Origin of the sequence: Pseudarthrobacter sp. C1, assembly GCF_034720455.1 — a bacterium.
Lineage (GTDB): Bacteria > Actinomycetota > Actinomycetes > Actinomycetales > Micrococcaceae > Arthrobacter.
Map to the genome: position 1 here is coordinate 62716 of NZ_JAYESK010000014.1, position 16335 is coordinate 79050.

The 16335-nt window shown below is 65.2% G+C and carries 12 protein-coding genes; all 12 read left to right on the forward strand.

Going from position 1 to position 16335, the window contains the following annotated elements; translation table 11 throughout:
• The first annotated feature begins 60 nt into the window (after nucleotides 1-60).
• Nucleotides 61-2049 (forward strand): penicillin-binding transpeptidase domain-containing protein, encoded by a 1989-nt coding sequence (locus tag U7114_RS18165; RefSeq protein ID WP_323058131.1) that lies wholly within the window; start codon nucleotides 61-63, stop codon nucleotides 2047-2049.
• Nucleotides 2050-2094: 45 nt separating this feature from the next.
• Nucleotides 2095-3777 carry an ATP-binding cassette domain-containing protein gene (locus tag U7114_RS18170; protein WP_323058132.1) on the forward strand — a complete coding sequence of 561 codons (1683 nt, stop codon included), beginning with the start codon at nucleotides 2095-2097 and terminating at the stop codon, nucleotides 3775-3777.
• A gap of 133 nt (nucleotides 3778-3910) precedes the next feature.
• Nucleotides 3911-4681, forward strand: a complete 771-nt coding sequence (locus U7114_RS18175; RefSeq protein WP_321214823.1) for a DeoR/GlpR family DNA-binding transcription regulator — start codon at nucleotides 3911-3913, stop codon at nucleotides 4679-4681.
• A complete protein-coding gene (locus U7114_RS18180) occupies nucleotides 4678-5871 on the forward strand; it encodes an MFS transporter (protein WP_323058133.1) in 1194 nt (397 codons plus the stop codon). The genes U7114_RS18175 and U7114_RS18180 overlap by 4 nt, the downstream gene beginning before the upstream one ends.
• A 55-nt stretch (nucleotides 5872-5926) precedes the next feature.
• Complete coding sequence (locus tag U7114_RS18185; protein ID WP_321214821.1) at nucleotides 5927-7423, forward strand: bifunctional phosphatase PAP2/diacylglycerol kinase family protein; 1497 nt, start codon at nucleotides 5927-5929, stop codon at nucleotides 7421-7423.
• A 155-nt stretch (nucleotides 7424-7578) separates the two neighbouring features.
• Complete coding sequence (locus tag U7114_RS18190; protein WP_157240182.1) at nucleotides 7579-8502, forward strand: ABC transporter ATP-binding protein; 924 nt, start codon at nucleotides 7579-7581, stop codon at nucleotides 8500-8502.
• Nucleotides 8502-9395, forward strand: coding sequence for an ABC transporter permease (locus tag U7114_RS18195; RefSeq protein ID WP_323058134.1), 894 nt, complete (start codon nucleotides 8502-8504; stop codon nucleotides 9393-9395). Before U7114_RS18190 ends, U7114_RS18195 begins: the two co-directional genes overlap by 1 nt.
• Nucleotides 9396-9666: 271 nt before the next feature.
• Nucleotides 9667-11085 (forward strand): amino acid permease, encoded by a 1419-nt coding sequence (locus tag U7114_RS18200; protein ID WP_323058135.1) that lies wholly within the window; start codon nucleotides 9667-9669, stop codon nucleotides 11083-11085.
• 10 nt (nucleotides 11086-11095) lie between these two features.
• On the forward strand, nucleotides 11096-12406 hold the full coding sequence (locus U7114_RS18205) for a M18 family aminopeptidase (protein WP_323058136.1): 1311 nt from the start codon (nucleotides 11096-11098) through the stop codon (nucleotides 12404-12406).
• 291 nt (nucleotides 12407-12697) lie between these two features.
• Nucleotides 12698-13558 (forward strand): glycosyltransferase family 2 protein, encoded by an 861-nt coding sequence (locus tag U7114_RS18210; protein ID WP_323058137.1) that lies wholly within the window; start codon nucleotides 12698-12700, stop codon nucleotides 13556-13558.
• Between the two features lies 1 nt (nucleotide 13559).
• Nucleotides 13560-14552: a glycosyltransferase family 2 protein gene (locus tag U7114_RS18215; RefSeq protein ID WP_321214817.1), complete on the forward strand. Its 993-nt coding sequence runs from the start codon at nucleotides 13560-13562 to the stop codon at nucleotides 14550-14552.
• A 63-nt stretch (nucleotides 14553-14615) separates the two neighbouring features.
• Nucleotides 14616-16335 (forward strand): Ig-like domain-containing protein (locus tag U7114_RS18220; RefSeq protein ID WP_323058138.1); only part of this gene is annotated, 1720 nt, incomplete at its 3' end.

Below are 16335 nucleotides of genomic sequence, written 5' to 3' on the forward strand. Positions count from 1 at the left end.
CGCCTGCGAAGGGCCGCTGAATGGCCAATTGCCCCGGGCACAACGGGTGATAATGGCCGGATGGGGAAATCAACAAAACTTTCTGTGGCCGTCGCTGTGCTGATTCTGGGAACGTCGCTGGCGGCCTGCGACGACGGCAGGAGCGGGGCCGAAACGGCAGTACAACAGTTCGCCGCAGGCCTTTCGTCACTGGACGTGGGGACCGTGGCCTTTGAGGGCAAAGACGCGGCAGCTGCCAATGACCAGCTGAGAAGCGTGTTTGCGGCACTGGACCCACAGAAGCCGGCGGTTGAACCGGGTGAAGTAACCCTTGACGGTGACAATGCCTCCGCGCCCCTGGACTACACCTGGAAATTCGGTGAGGCGGAGTGGAAGTACACAGTCCAGGCAAAGTTCAGGAAGTCCGGGGACAAGTGGCTGCCGGTCTGGGACCCCGCCACGCTGGCACCCGGCCTCGCCGACAGCGAGATCCTGTCCAAGGGCTCCCAGTCCCCGCAGCGTGCGGACATCCTCGGAGCCGGTGATGTCCCGCTGGTCACGTACAGGCCGGTGGTGAACGTCGGTATCGACAAGCCCCAGCTGGTGGGTGCCGATCCCGCAGACTCGGCCGCCAGGCTCGCCGCCCTCGTCGGCGTTGACCCCGCCGGCTATGTCCAGCAGGTGCAGGCCTCCGGCGCCGAAGCCTTCGTTTCCGCGATCACCCTGCGGGAAGAGGGCCGGACCATCACCAACGAGCAGATTGCCGCCATTCCCGGTGCCCGCGCCATTCCCGCCTCGGTGCCCCTGGCGCCCAGCCGGACCTTCGCCCGTGCCGTCCTCGGTACGGTCGGCGAGGCCACCGCCGAGCAGATTGACGCCTCTGGCGGCGCGCTGACCGCGGGGGACATGACCGGCATCGGCGGGCTGCAGCAGCAGTACGACGAACAGCTCCGGGGGACGGACGCCGTCGTGATCCGTGCCCAGCGCGCGGACCTGACCCGCGAACAGATCCAATCGGCGGCAACAGACCCCCGGCGGGTGCTCTTCGAAGTGGCGCCCACGCCGGGAACGCCGCTGAAGACAACGATCGACCCGAGGCTGCAGTCGCTGGCCGAAAGCACCCTGCAAGGCGTCGCTCCGGCCTCCGCCATCGTGGCGCTGCGCCCTTCCAGCGGCGCCGTCCTGGCCGTGGCATCGGGCCCGGGAAGCAACGGCTACAACACCGCCATGCTGGGCCAGTACGCGCCCGGATCGATCTTCAAGATGGTGGACTCCCTGGCGATGTTCCGCAACGGCTTGACCCCTGACTCCAAGGTTGAATGCACGCCCACGCTGACAGTGGACGGGCGGACCTTCAAGAACGCCGAAGGCTACCCGGAGGGCTCCCTCGGCTCCGTTAGCCTGCGCGACGCTTTCGCGCACTCGTGCAACACGGCGTTCATCGCCGCCAAGGACACCGTGTCGCAGGGACAGCTCGAGGCAGCCGCCCTGGCCATGGGCATCGCCGTCGAAGCACCTTCACTGGGGGCCGAAGCGTTCCTCGGTTCCGTTCCGGGCGAGGCGGCCGGGACGGAACACGCCGCCTCCATGATTGGCCAGGGCAAGGTGCTGCTCTCGCCGTTGGCAGCGGCCATGATGGCCGGCTCCGTGGCCAAGGGTGCCCCCGTCTCGCCCCAGCTGGTGGTGAATCCCGACGGCGGCGCCCCATCGGCCGGGACAACGAGCGGTTCCACGGCACCCGCCGCCCAGCCTTCGGCCACTGCAACGGCTGAGGCTCCTGTGACGGCCTCAGGCGAGCCGATCACGGCAGCGGAGGCCGCCTCCTTGGCGGACATGATGCGTGCCGTGGTCACCTCCGGGCATGCCGGCTTCCTTTCGAGCGTTCCCGGCGCTCCCGTAGGGGCCAAGACCGGCACGGCGGAGTTCGGCAACGAGAATCCCCCGAAGACGCATGCCTGGATCGTGGCTGTCCACGGCGACCTGGCCGTGGCCGTCTTCGTGGAGGATGGCGGGTTGGGCGCGACCACCTCGGGGCCGCTGCTGAAGGAGTTCCTCACCGCCGCCGGGTGACGCGGGGAAAGAACCCGCCGGGCCTGCCGTGGGAGGATGGAACACGTGGCCCATATTGACGTTTCCGGTATCGATTACTTCCTCTCCGATGGCACGCAGCTGCTCAACGGAGTGACCTTCAAGGTTCCGGACGGCACCAAGACTGCCCTGATCGGCCCCAATGGCACCGGCAAGACCACCCTCTTCCGGATTATTGCCGGGGATTTGCTGCCGGACGAAGGCGTGATCGGCCGCTCCGGATCCATGGGCATCATGCGCCAGTTCGTGGGCCAGGTCCGGGACGGCTCCACGGTCCGCGACCTCCTGGTGTCCGCAGCTCCGCCGGCCCTGGCCGCAGCGGCGCGCGAAGTGGACGATGCGGAGCTCGCCATGGTGGAGAACGACGACGAGCCCAGCCAGATGCGCTACGCCCAGGCTATTGTTGATTGGGGTGACGCTGGCGGGTATGACGTTGAGACAGTCTGGGACGAGGTCTGCATGGCCGCGCTGGGACTTCCGTTTGACCGCGCGCAGCACCGCCCGGCGTCGAGCCTTTCCGGCGGCGAGCAGAAGCGCCTGGTGCTTGAAGCCCTCTTTGCCGGCCCCGACGACCTGCTGCTGCTCGACGAACCGGACAACTACCTGGACGTTCCCGGCAAGCGCTGGCTCGAGGACAAACTGAACGAATCCAAAAAGACGGTCTTCTTCATCAGCCACGACCGTGAACTGCTGAACAACGCCGCGGGACGCATCGTGACGCTGGAACCCGGCATCAACGGCGCCGGCGCCTGGATCCACGGCGGCGGCTTCGGCTCGTACGTGGAGGCACGGGCGGACCGGAATGCCCGTTTCGAGGAACTGCGCAAGCGCTGGGACGAGGAGCACATCAAGCTCAAGGAACTCGTCAACATGTACAAGAACAAGGCAGCCTTCCGCTCCGACATGGCCAACCGGTACCACGCAGCACAGACCCGCCTGGCAAAGTTCCTGGAGATCGGCCCGCCCGAGGCACTGCCGATCGAGCAGAACGTCCAGATGCGGCTCAAGGGCGGACGAACCGCCAAGCGTGCCATCGTTGCCGAGACACTGGAACTGACAGGCTTGATGAAGCCGTTCTCCACCGAAGTGTGGTTCGGTGACCGGGTGGGCGTCCTCGGATCCAACGGTTCAGGAAAATCGCACTTCCTACGGCTGCTCGCCACCGGCGGCACCGATCCGGAGCGCGAGCACCTGCCCGTCTCCGACGTGGAAATCGCCGAAGTGCCGCACGAGGGCACGGTCAAACTTGGAGCCCGCATCCGCCCCGGGTTCTTTGCCCAGACCCATGTCCGGCCGGACCTCCTGGGCAAGACGCTGCTGGAAATCCTGCACCGCGGAGACGAGCACCGCTCCGGCCTGGGCCGCGAGGCAGCGGCCGGGGCGCTGGACGGCTACGGCCTGGCAGGACAGTCGGAACAGAAGTACGAGTCACTCTCCGGCGGCCAGCAGGCGCGGTTCCAGATCCTCCTGCTGCAGTTGAGCGGTGCGACTCTGCTGCTCCTGGACGAACCCACGGACAACCTGGACCTGCACTCCGCGGAGGCACTGGAGCGGGCCATCGACCACTTCGAAGGCACCGTCCTCGCCGTGACGCACGACCGCTGGTTTGCCCGGACCTTCGACAGGTTCCTGGTGTTCGGGTCCGACGGCAAGGTGTACGAGTCGCCGGAACCGGTGTGGGACGAGAAACGCGTGGAGCGCGCCCGCTGACCCCGACGCTCTCTCACTTTCTGCGGCTTTTTTGCCATCGCTCTCTCACCGGTGAGAGAGCGATGGGAAATTTCCCGCATTAAGTGAGAGAGCGTCTGATGATCAAATGATCAGAAGTTGCTATCATTTGATCATGAAGACGGATGATCGGCATCGCACCATTGCCGAAATGCTCCGGCGGCGCCACGAGGTAACAGTGGAGGAGCTGACGGTTGCCTGCGACGCGTCGGGGGCGACGATCCGGCGTGACCTTGAGATCCTGGCAGCGAACGGCGTTCTCCGCCGGGTCCACGGCGGAGCGCGCAGCCTCATTGTGCGCGGCGAAAATCCAGGTTACGGCCAGCGCGAGCTGGAGGACCGGGACTCCAAGAAGCGCATCGCAGCCGCCGTGGCAGGCCTGCTGGTTGACCGTGAACATGTCTGGCTGGACAGCGGCAGCACCGCCACGGAGGTTGCCCGCGCCTTGTCCGCGAGGGAACTGACCATCATGCCGATGTCACTCCGGTCCCTCAACGTCCTCGCCGGTGCCGACGCCGCAGGTACCCGCCCTGCCTTGCTGCTGCCCGGCGGCAGCCTGGTCCCTGGCGAGCTGAGCTTCCGCGGCCCCATGGCTGAATCCAATATCCGTTCCCTGCGCTTTGACACGGCCGTCATAACACCCTGCGCGGTGGACCTCAAGGACGGCCTCCTGGCCCACGACATCGATGACGCAGCCGTGAAACGCGCTGGCCTGGAATCCGCCGGACGCGTGGTGGTGGCTGCCTCCGCATCCAAATGGGATGCGCAGGCGAGGGCGCTGGTCTCCGGACTGGAACGGGTGGACGTCCTGGTGACAGACAAGAAATTCAGCGCCGAAGAGCGCGCACAACTCGACCAAGGTTCCCTGGAAGTAGTGACTGTATGAGCATCAATATCCGTACCTCGGAGGACTCCGGACTAAAGGCTGCCGCGGCCGCCACCTTCGTGGTCTTTGGCATTAACGGCCTTGTCTTCGCCAGCTGGGCCGCCAGGATCCCTGCCGTCACGGAGATCCTGGCCATCACCTCCGGGCAGATGGGCACGCTGCTGCTGTGCACCGCCGTGGGATCACTGCTGGCACTGCCCACCGCGGGACTGGTGGTGGGCAAGATCGGAACCGCCAACACGGTACGGTTTGGCGGGCTCCTGGCCGCCCTCGCGGGGGTGGGCATCGCCTTGTCGCTCTCCGTGGCATCGCTCCCCGGCACGGCAATCGCGCTGTTCTTCTTCGGCATAGCCATCGGCCTGTGGGACGTGTCCCAGAACATTGAAGGTGCCGACGTCGAGCATAAACTGCGGCGCACCATCATGCCCCAGTTCCACGCGGCATTCAGCGGCGGCGCCTTTGTGGGCGCCCTGATCGGCGCCGGCCTTTCCAACCTCGGCATCGGCCTTCCCCTGCACCTGCTGGTCATCGCCGGCATCGTGGTTCTGGTGACGCTGACCGCGCCCCGCTACTTCCTTCCGCACATCTCAACGTCCACCCCGGACGGTGAACCGAAGCCCGCAAAGGGCCCGTCAGCATGGCGTGACAGCCGGACCCTGCTCATCGGCGTGGTGGTCCTGGGAGCCACGCTGACGGAGGGCGCGGGCAATGACTGGATTGCGAAAGCCTCCGTGGACGGGCTGGGCACCTCCGAGTCCACCGGTGCCTTGATGTTTGCCCTCTTCGTCCTGGCGATGACGGCCATGCGGTTCCTCGGCGGCCGGGTCATCGACAAGTACGGGCGGACTGCCGTGCTGCGGGCCAGCATGGGTGCTGCAGCATTGGGGCTGTGCCTCTTTGTGCTCGCCGGAAACGTTTGGCTTGCGGCCGTGGGGGCGGCATTGTGGGGTGTTGGGGCCGCGCTGGCCTTCCCCATGGGGATGTCGGCGGCGGCGGATGATCCGAGACATGCTGCAGCCAGGGTGTCCGTCGTATCAACCCTTGGCTATATCTCGTTCCTGGCAGGACCTCCCCTGCTGGGGTACCTCGGCGACCTCACCGGCATCCACCTCGCGCTCCTGGCCATCCTTGCGCCGATCCTCCTGGCCCTGCTCCTTGCGGGGGCAGCCAAACCCCTCAAGGCGGAGTAGTAAACTTCCAGCGCGTGCCGCGGACCCGCGTGCAGCAGCGCGATAGGGTGAATGGATGCAGAGCAACTGGCGCCGAAGCCATCGTTGGATCAGTCGGCTTGATAGATACCTGCTGAGGCATATTTCGGACCTCCCTGGCGGAAACCACGACGACTTCTTCCGGCGCCTCTCCGCCTCCGCCAACCACGGCAAGCTCTGGATGGGCGCCGCGGCGGTGATGGCGGCCTTCCCGGGGCGGACGCGCCGGGCGGCACTGCATGGACTCATAGCCCAGGCTGTGGCATCCGCCGTCACGAACGGCATCTTCAAGACCTTGCTCCCCCGAACCCGGCCGCTGCCGGAGCACCTTCCGGTGTTCCGGTTCGTCCACCCCCAGCCCACGAGCTCGTCCATGCCGTCCGGACACTCGGCGTCGGCGGTCGCGTTTGCCGTAGGGGCAGGACTGGTCCGGCCCGCCGTTGGCGCAGTGCTGGCTCCCGTAGCTGCAGGGGTGGCGTACTCACGCATACACACCGGAGCCCACTGGCCCTCCGATGTCCTTTTCGGCTCTGCGCTTGGCGCCGGGGCTGCACTCGTGACCCGACACTGGTGGCCGGTGCGGCCGCCCTTTCCCCAGGTTGGACGTACCTGGACTGAGGCGCCGGAACTGCCGGGCGGCCAAGGGCTGAGCATCGTAGTGAACACCCTGGGCGGATCCTTCACCGAGGAGACAGCCGCGGCGCTGCAGGAAGTATTCCCTGAAGCGCATATAAACACCGTCCATCCGGAGGAGAACCTGGTCGAGGAGATCCGGAAAACAGCGGAGTACCCCGGCACCCGGGCGCTCGGTGTGTGGGGCGGGGACGGCACGGTTGGAGCGGCCGCCGCTGCCGCCGTCGAAAGATCCCTCCCCCTGCTTGTCCTCCCTGGCGGGACGCTGAACCACTTCGCCCGGGACGCCGGAACCGGGAGCCTCAAGGAGGCCGTCGCCGCGGCGTCGAGGGGCGAGGCCGCCATGGCCGACGTCGGGATCGTCACCGTTGAAAGAGGCCTCGCCGGCAATCCGGAAACGGCGCAGCTGACCATGCTGAACACGTCCAGCGTGGGCCTGTACCCGAACTTTGTCCGGCGCCGAGAGCAGCTGCAGCCCGCCCTTGGAAAACCGCTGGCCGGCGTGGTGGCAATGTTCCGCACGTTCGCCGCCGGCACTCCCACCACCCTGACTGTCGACGGGAGGCGGCATAAAGTGTGGATCGCCTATGTGGGGCGGGGCCGATACTATCCGCGGGACCACGCGCCCCTGCTCCGGCCCGTGATGGATGACGGCGTCCTGGACGTCCGCATGATCACGGCGGACGAGTCCTTCGCCCGGCTGCGGCTGCTGTGGGCAGTGCTGACCGGTACCGTCGCAACCTCGCGCATCACCCACCTGTCGGAAGGCACACGGTTGCGAATCGACGCAGGCGGGTCACCCATGGCCCTGGCAGTGGACGGCGAAGCGCTGGCCGGCGTGCGCAGCGCGGAGTACACCGTCCGGCCCCAGGCGCTTGCCTACTACTCTCCCCACCCCTAGTCATTCCTGGGCCGGTCATCCAACGGGACTACCCTGATCTGCCCCTGAATCATCCCTGAGACGGGCGAAATCCAGCCGTGCCGTGGGTAGCGTGGTGCCTACCAGTCTTCTGAAGCGCATCCCGCAGTGCACAGCTGCCGTCCTAAGGAACATCCATGATTGAGGCAACAGGGCTGACCAAGGTCTACGGCGACAAAACCGCCGTCGACAGGGTCAGCTTCACAGTCCAGGCAGGCCGCGTTACCGGCTTCCTGGGCCCCAACGGAGCCGGGAAGTCGACCACCATGAGAATGATCATGGGGCTTGACCGGCCGACGTCGGGATCGGTCACCGTGAACGGCCTGCCCTACGTCCAGCACAAGGCACCCCTCCGTGAAGTGGGGGCGCTGCTCGATGCCAAGGCGGTCCACACCAGCCGCAGCGCCTACAACCACCTGCTGGCCATGGCAGCGACGCACAGCATTCCCAAAACCCGGGTACACGAGGTTATTGAGATGACGGGACTGGACGCCGTGGCACGGAAGAAGGCCGGTGGCTTCTCCTTGGGGATGGGCCAGCGGCTGGGCATAGCGGCAGCCTTGCTGGGGGATCCGCAGACCCTCATCCTGGACGAACCTGTCAACGGCCTGGACCCGGAGGGCGTGGTCTGGGTGCGGAACCTGGTCCGCTACCTTGCAGGGCAGGGACGCACGGTGTTCCTTTCGAGCCACCTGATGAGTGAGATGGCGCAGACCGCCGACCACCTGATTGTCATTGGGCGCGGCCGCGTGATTGCCGACGCACCCATCCGTGACATCATCACCGGCAAGGGGCAGGCGCGGGTCCGGGTGCGCACCGATGAACCCGACCGTCTCTCCCAGCTGCTCGCCGGCCGGGGCGCGTCCATCGACGTCCCGGAGCGAGAACTGCTCGAAGTAACGGGCCTCGAGCCCAGGACCATCGCGGCCGCCGCCCTGGAAAACCAGGTCATGGTCTACGAACTCACGCCGCTCGTCGCCAGCCTCGAGGAGGCGTACATGGAACTGACCAAGGACGACGTCGAATACCACTCCCTGCCCGCCGCGGAGGTAAGCAAGTAATGAGCGTAACCACCACTGAACCAACGTCTTCGCCTGACCCCTCATCGCCCGCCGGAGGCCGCAACGTCCGCGCCGGCGGACGGTCCCTGCCCGGCCCCACGTTCTTCCGGGTGCTCAACTCGGAAGTCATCAAGTTCCGCAGCCTCCTTTCCACGCTGATCCTGCTCGCTTCCACCGCGGTGGTCATGGTCGGGTTCGGCGCGCTGTCCGCATGGGGGACGGGCCAGTTCGCTGACGCGGCCACAAGGGATCCGCAGGCTGCGGCGCGGATGGCATCCCAGGGCGGCGACCTCGCGGTCAGCGTGCCAACCTCCGGCATCGCCTTCGCCCAGCTGATCCTTGGTTCCCTCGGTGTGCTCCTGATGAGCTCGGAATTCACCACCGGAATGGCGCGGTCCACCTTCGCGGCCGTGCCCAGGCGGCTTCCCGCGTTCGCTGCAAAGCTCGTGGTGGTCATGGTGACGTCGTTCGTGGTTACCGCCGTATCCACCTGGGTGGCAGGGCTGGTGGCTGTGCCCATCCTGGACAACTACGCCCTCACGCTGGACCTTGGCAGTTCCCAGTCGGTGAAGCTCCTGCTGGTCAACAGCATCTATGTGGCCGCCGTGGCCGCCATCGGCACGGCCCTGGGCACGCTGATCAGGAATTCCGCCGGCGGCATCATGAGCCTGGTGGGCATCTTCTTCGTGGCACCCATTGCCTTCCAGCTCATTCCCGGGGACTTCTTCAAGGAGGCCCGCAAGTACCTGCCTGGCAACACCGTTGAGCCCCTGACGGCCGCCCAGCATGTTCCCGACACCCTGGAAGCCTGGCAGGCGGCACTGGTCCTTGGCGCGTGGGTTGTCATCCCCGTCCTGCTCGCTGCAGTCCTGCTGAAGCGGCGGGACGTGTAGCGGCCAACCAATGCTCACCCCGAAGACAGGGACAGCGCGTGGTTTCCGGCACATTACAAAAGTGCATGGCAGGAAACTTTGTTTGCCCCTGATGGTTCCTGCTTGGAGGCACGTCCTGTTGGAAGCAATAAGATCTGTTGGAGTGCACAAAGCAAGGTGCACAATGGCCGACCTAGGGTGAAACGACGATGTGGTGCATCACACGGTCCCCCGGTGGACCACCAAGGCGTATCGCTCAACCCATGCTATTTCCCAACAGGACGGCACTTCCATGCATGCTGACCAGCAACTCTCAAAGTCCCTGAAACCCAGGCACCTGTCCATGATCGCCATCGCCGGCGTCATTGGTGCAGGCCTCTTCGTCGGCTCGGGTGCCGCCATCCAACAGGCCGGCCCCGGTATCCTCGTCGCGTATGCTGCCGCGGGCCTGGTGGTCATCCTGGTAATGCGCATGCTGGGGGAGATGGCCGCGGCAAACCCGGAAACGGGCTCATTCTCCACCTATGCGGACAAGGCACTGGGCCGGTGGGCAGGTTTCAGCATCGGCTGGCTCTACGCGTGGTTCTGGATCATCGTCCTGGGCATCGAAGCCACCGCAGGCGCAGCCATCATGCACCGCTGGGTGCCGGGCATTGACCAGTGGGTTTGGGCCCTGGTCCTCATGGTGCTGCTGACGCTCACCAACCTGGGCTCGGTGAAGTCCTTCGGCGAGTTCGAGTTCTGGTTCGCGTCCATCAAGGTGGCGGCGATCGTCCTCTTCCTGGTCTTCGGCGCCGCCGCCATCCTGGGGCTCATCCCCGGTGTCCCGGCTCCCGGCCTGAGCAACCTGATCAACAACGGCGGCTTCATGCCCAACGGTCCGGGTGCTGTCCTGGCTGGAATCCTCGTGGTGGTCTTTTCCTTCTTCGGCGCCGAGATCGCCACCATTGCCGCCGGTGAATCCGAAAACCCCGTGGACGCCGTGAAGAAGGCCGTGAAGTCCACCGTATGGCGCATCCTGGTCTTCTACATCGGCTCCATCGCCGTTGTGGTCACCCTGCTTCCATGGAACTCTGCCTCCGTGGCCAAGAGCCCCTACGTAGCGGTCATCGAACTGTTCGGCATCCCGGGCGCCGGAACCATCATGGACGTCGTGGTGCTGACCTCCGTTCTGTCCTGCCTGAACTCCGGGCTCTACACCGCCAGCCGCATGCTGTTCTCACTCTCCACCCGCGGTGACGCGCCGCGGGCATGGACCCGCATCTCCCGCCGGGGCGTTCCCGCTGCGGCGGTCCTGGCCTCCACCGTGGTCGGCTTCATCACGGTGGGCCTGAACTACATTGCCCCGGACACGGTGTTCCTCTTCCTGGTCAACACCTCCGGAGCCATCGCGCTGTTCGTCTGGCTGGTCATCTCCGCCTCGCAGCTGGTCCTCCGCAAGCGCATGGGAGCCGCAGCAAAGGACCTGCAGCTGAAGATGTGGCTTTTCCCCTACCTCACGTGGGCAGCGATCATCAGCATCGTGGCCCTGCTGATCGGCATGGTGATCGTGGAGTCCACCCGGGAATCCCTGCTGCTTTCGATTGCACTGGCCGCCGTTGTGGTGGCGGTGGGCGTGCTGCGCTACCGTCGGAAGGGCCTGGCCACCGCGGGCCAGCCGGACGTGGCAACCGAGGCTGAGCCGGCACCTGTCGAGGAGGCCCGGCGCTAGACTCGGGACCATGCCTTTGCCTCCCTCTGCTGCAGACCACATCCAGGACCTTGGCGCCTACGTCAGCGCATCGCCGTCGAGCTTCCATGCTGCGCATGAGGGCGGCCGGCGACTGGAGGAAGCCGGGTTCACCCGCCTGGATGAGCTGCAGCCGTGGGAGGCCGGGCCCGGTTCCTTCTTCATCATCCGCGACGGCGCCCTGATCGCGTGGGTGGTCCCCGAAGACGCCGGACCGGCCACCGGGTTCAATATCCTGGGCGCACACACCGATTCGCCCACCTTCAAGCTCAAGCCCAAGGCCACCACCGGCGCCCACGGCTGGCTCCAGGCCGGTGTGGAGATCTACGGCGGGCCGCTGCTGAACTCGTGGCTTGACCGTGAGCTGCAGCTGGCCGGCCGCCTGGTGATGCTGGACGGGACCGAGCATTTGGCAGCCACCGGGCCCATGCTCCGGTTCCCGCAGTTGGCCATCCACCTGGACCGGGCAGTCAACGACGGGCTCACCCTGGACAAGCAGCGGCACATGAATCCCGTGTGGGGGCTGGGAAATCCTTCAGACTCCGACCTGCTGGGCGTGCTGGCGGCGTCGGTTGCCGGCGCATCCGTCGATCCGGGGCAGATAGGCGGGTACGACGTCGTCATTGCGGACACGCAGGCCCCCTCTCTTTTCGGGGGCAACAGTGAGTTCTTCGCCTCCGGGCGGCTCGACAACCTTTCGTCAACGCACGCGGGGCTCGCCGCGCTGATCGCGCATGCCTCCGCGCCCGCCGGCGACGGCGCTGGCGCGCCCATCGCTGTCCTGGCGGCGTTCGACCACGAGGAGCTCGGCTCCAACTCCCGCTCGGGTGCCTGCGGACCCGTCCTTGAAGACGTCCTGGTGCGGATCTCTGACGGCCTCGGCGCCACGGTGAGCCAGCGGCGGCAGGCGCTGGCGTCCTCGTCCTGTGTGTCCGCCGATGCCGGCCACGCCGTGCACCCCAACTATCCGGAGCGGCACGACCCCGCCAACCATCCCGTGCTCAACGGCGGCCCGCTGCTGAAGATCAATGGCAACCAGCGCTACGCCACGGATGCGCCCGGCGCGGCTTTGTGGGCCCGGCTCTGCGCGGAGGCCGGGGTGCCATACCAGGAATTCGTATCCAACAACGCGATCCCCTGCGGCTCCACCATCGGGCCGTTGACGGCTACCCGGCTGGGCATCCGGACCGTCGACGTGGGCGTGCCGCTGCTTTCCATGCACTCCGCGCGCGAGATGTGCGGCGTGGAGGACCCCAGGCGGCTGGCCGCGGTGACGGAAGTGTTCTTCAGGACGGCTCTTTAACCAACCCCCTACCTATTAACATTCACGGGATGGACAACCCCTATACCTAACGAATTCACCATTCGTTAACCCCGTTACTTACTGATCGGCCGAAAGATGGCCACACAAAAGCGAGTACTCACTACTGGTGATACCCGGGTGGACCAAAAGTAGGCTCTTCGTCACGGGCAGAGTCCTTGGCTAATGAGTTGCTGGGGCCAGAGACAAGACCTTGACCGGATAAAGCGCTAGTGGCGCACTTGCTTCAAGCTGAGTGCGGCATTGTCCAGTTTCCGTCGATGTCATGAAGTGGTGAGGCATTTGTCCATTTCCACCCAGCTTCCGTACACGCTATCCGAGCCAACGTTGTCGATAGCGAGAGCGTCAGTAAGCGTAGTAATCCCGACACTGAATGAGGCGAAGAACCTGCCTTGGGTGCTTCGTCGAATGCCCTCGTACGTGGACGAGGTAGTGATCGTGGACGGCCGATCCCAGGACAACACAGTGGGGGTTGCTCGGGCCCTCCGCGAGGATGTCGTGATCGTGGAGGAAAAACGCAAGGGAAAGGGCGTAGCCCTCCGGTCAGGATTCGCCGCAGCCGCCGGCGACATCATCGTCATGCTCGATGCCGACGGCAGCATGGACCCTCAGGAAATCGGCTGGTTCGTTGCCCCCCTCCAGCACGACTATGACTTTGTCAAAGGTTCCCGGCACGTAACCGGAGGCGGGTCCGAGGACCTCACCTGGCTGCGGCGCACGGGCAACCGGGCACTGACGGCCTTGGCGAATGCGGTGCTGCACAGCAATTATTCGGATCTCTGCTACGGCTACATTGCCTTCAGGCGTGAATGCCTGGAAGTCCTCCAGCTTGAATCCGACGGGTTTGAGATTGAGACGGAGTTGATCGTCAGGGCAGCCAAGGCGGGGCTTCGGATCGCAGAAGTGCCGAGTATCGAACTGGAGCGCATCTCGGGGGCTTCGAACCTGCAGACGTTCCGGGACGGCTGGCGTGTGCTGGGGACAATGGCCCGAGAGTGTGCCTTGTGGGAGGCGCCCACGGCCGGCGCCCGTCCTGAGGCTCTGCGACGCGTCAAATACGCATATGCAAACGTTAGTTTCCCCCGGACCCCCGCCGACCCCCAGAGCCTCCTTTCCTTACGGGAAGCAGCCTGAGATGACGACTTTTCGCAGGCCCACCGTCACTGTCGTCATCTGCACTTACACCGAGGACCGCTGGGCGAACCTGCTGGATGTCATCGAATCCGTCAGGGCACAGACCGTCAGTCCGCAGGAGGTGCTCCTGGTAATCGACCACAACATTGATCTTTATGAACGCCTTCTTTCGGTGGTTGATGACGTCACGGTCGTCCAGAACACGGGGCCGCAGGGTCTGTCCGGGGCACGCAACACCGGCGTGGGCCTGGCTGATACGGACATCGTCGCCTTCCTGGATGATGACGCCGAAGCGGCACCGAACTGGCTTGAGCTTTTGCTGGCCATGTACGACGATCCTGACGTCCTTGCCGTCGGTGGCCGGGTGGAGCCTATTTGGGAAACCGGCCGCCCCGGCTATTTCGGCGAGGAGCTGGACTGGATCGTTGGATGCAGCCACCTGGGGATGCCACGGGTTGCCTGCGAGGTCAGGAACGTTATTGGCGCAAACATGTCATTCCGGCTTGAGGTACTCCGCCAGGTGGGGGGTTTTAACCTTGCTTTAGGCCGCCAGGGTGCCATTCCCCTGGGATGCGAGGAAACAGAGATCTGCATTCGCTCAAAGATGGGCTCGCCTGGTTCCCGAATTGTGTACGAACCGGCCGCAGTGGTGCGCCACCATGTCCCGGCCAACAGGGGCACGTTCCGCTACATGCTGTCCCGGTCATGGTCTGAAGGCCTGTCAAAGGCCCAGGTGAGCCAGGTGGTCGGCCACAAAAGGGCGCTCGGACCCGAAAGGCGGTATGTGCGTAGGGTCCTGCCACGCGCCGTTGTTTCCGGGCTTTATGACTGGGGCAGAAACGGGGATCCGGGAGGACTCGGACGGGCCGGTGCCGTGCTTTCGGTTCTGGCCTTCACAGCCGCAGGCTACCTGCGCGGCCGGCGCTTGGCCCACGTTACGCCCCGCGTGGGAAGCACGGCTGGCATAGAGGCAGCCTGGAGGGACGTCCAGTGAGTGAAAGCGTGAAAGCGGAACCGTCAGAATTTCACAGCGCGAATGAGTCGGAGGGATGAAGAAATGAACCACTGTTTTGCGCGCGGAGGCGCGGTCGTGCACGATTCCTCCGATGTAGCTGGCTTCGGTCCACCCGCTTCGCGGAATCTGCGGCTCTTTGCACTGCTGACAGCACTGCTGGTTGCGGTGGGTGCCCTGGTGGCCCCGGTTGCGGCGTCGGCTGCTGCGGGTGATGTCGGGGTAGAGGGTCCGTCACATTCGGGGACGGGCACGCCGACGGGCACGAAGCGGGCGGAGAGTGCGTTGTGGTTCAACGACGGGCTCTGGTGGGGAAACCTGTGGGACACCGCCAGCTCGGATTTCCATATCTTCAGGCTCAATGCCGCGACGGGCTCGTGGGTCAATACGGGCGTGGCGACGGAGACGCGGGCGAACACCCATCATGACGTGTTGTGGGACGGGACGACGTTGTATGTGGCGAGCCACATGTTCGTCAACGACGGTCTGCCTGCTGAGGCCAACTTCCCGACTTTGATGCGGCGTTACAGCTACAACTCAAGTACGAAGACTTACTCGCTGCTGAGTTCCACACAGATCAACAACTACAAAGTTGAGGTCCTGACCATCGATAAGGACTCGACTGGTCGGGTGTGGGCCACGTGGCAGCAGGGGAACAAGATCTATCTGAACGCCACTGGCACAGATGGCAAGACCTGGGGAACGCCGTTCCAGCATCCTGCGTCTCTAAGCAATGTGTCTGTGGACGACACATCGGCTCTGATCGCATTCGGACCCGGCAAGATGGGGCTGATGTGGAGCCGGCAGGTCGGTGACGCCACAGACGGCATGTACTGGAGCTACCGTGCTGACAGTGCAAGCGGAGCCCCGAACACCGGATGGAGCACTCCTGTGGCGGCGGTTTCGGGGCAGCGCAGCGCTGATGACCATATGAACTTGAAGTGGCTGGACTCCTCGGGTGACCGGGTTTTCGCCGCCGTCAAGACGTCGTTCACGTCGGCGCCCCAGCCGTTGATCCAGCTCCTGGAATTGAGCGGTACGACGTGGTCGCACCACACGATCGCGCCGGTGTCAGAGTGCCCGAACCGGGTGATCGTCCTGATTGACGAGAGCACGCAGATGCTGCGCACCTTCGCCACGTATCCGAAGCCGAACGGCACGACGAACGCGGGCGTCTGCACCACCTCCGGGGGCGCGATCTACGAGAAGTCAACGCCGCTAAACAAGATCGACTTCACAGCAGCGAAGACAGCCCGCATCGTGGACGCCGACCAGTATGTCCACAACGTGACGTCAACGAAACAGAACCTCAACAGTGCGGCGCGGGGCACGGCGAAAAGCGGTCTGCTGGTGCTCGCCGACGTCAACGCAACAAGCCGGTACTGGCACTTCTACGATCCCAGCAGTGGCGCTGATACGACGGCTCCGACGGTGACGGGTACGTCTCCGGCCGCTGGTGCGACCGGTGTGGCGGTGACGGCGAACGCGACGGGGACGTTCTCGGAGGCGATGGATTCCTCGACGGTCACGTCGAGCACGTTCGAGTTGTACGAAGGGACGGCGCCGGTTCCGCCAAATGCGACGCCTGTGTCCGCGGTTGTGTCGTATACGGGCAACGTTGCGACGTTGAACCCGAACGCTGACCTGAAGGCGGGTACGACGTACACGGCGGTCATCAAGGGCGGCTCCGGTGGCGTGAAGGATGTTGCCGGTAACGCGTTGGCGCAGGACAAGACCTGGTCCTTCACCACGGCTGCCGCGGGCG

Coding starts and splice junctions, on each gene's coding strand:
- U7114_RS18165 (WP_323058131.1), top strand. CDS start 61: ATGGGGAAATCAACAAAACTTTCTGTGGCCGTCGCTGTGCTGATTCTG.
- U7114_RS18215 (WP_321214817.1), top strand. CDS start 13,560: ATGACGACTTTTCGCAGGCCCACCGTCACTGTCGTCATCTGCACTTAC.
- U7114_RS18190 (WP_157240182.1), top strand. CDS start 7,579: ATGATTGAGGCAACAGGGCTGACCAAGGTCTACGGCGACAAAACCGCC.
- U7114_RS18180 (WP_323058133.1), top strand. CDS start 4,678: ATGAGCATCAATATCCGTACCTCGGAGGACTCCGGACTAAAGGCTGCC.
- U7114_RS18200 (WP_323058135.1), top strand. CDS start 9,667: ATGCATGCTGACCAGCAACTCTCAAAGTCCCTGAAACCCAGGCACCTG.
- U7114_RS18195 (WP_323058134.1), top strand. CDS start 8,502: ATGAGCGTAACCACCACTGAACCAACGTCTTCGCCTGACCCCTCATCG.
- U7114_RS18205 (WP_323058136.1), top strand. CDS start 11,096: ATGCCTTTGCCTCCCTCTGCTGCAGACCACATCCAGGACCTTGGCGCC.
- U7114_RS18185 (WP_321214821.1), top strand. CDS start 5,927: ATGCAGAGCAACTGGCGCCGAAGCCATCGTTGGATCAGTCGGCTTGAT.
- U7114_RS18175 (WP_321214823.1), top strand. CDS start 3,911: ATGAAGACGGATGATCGGCATCGCACCATTGCCGAAATGCTCCGGCGG.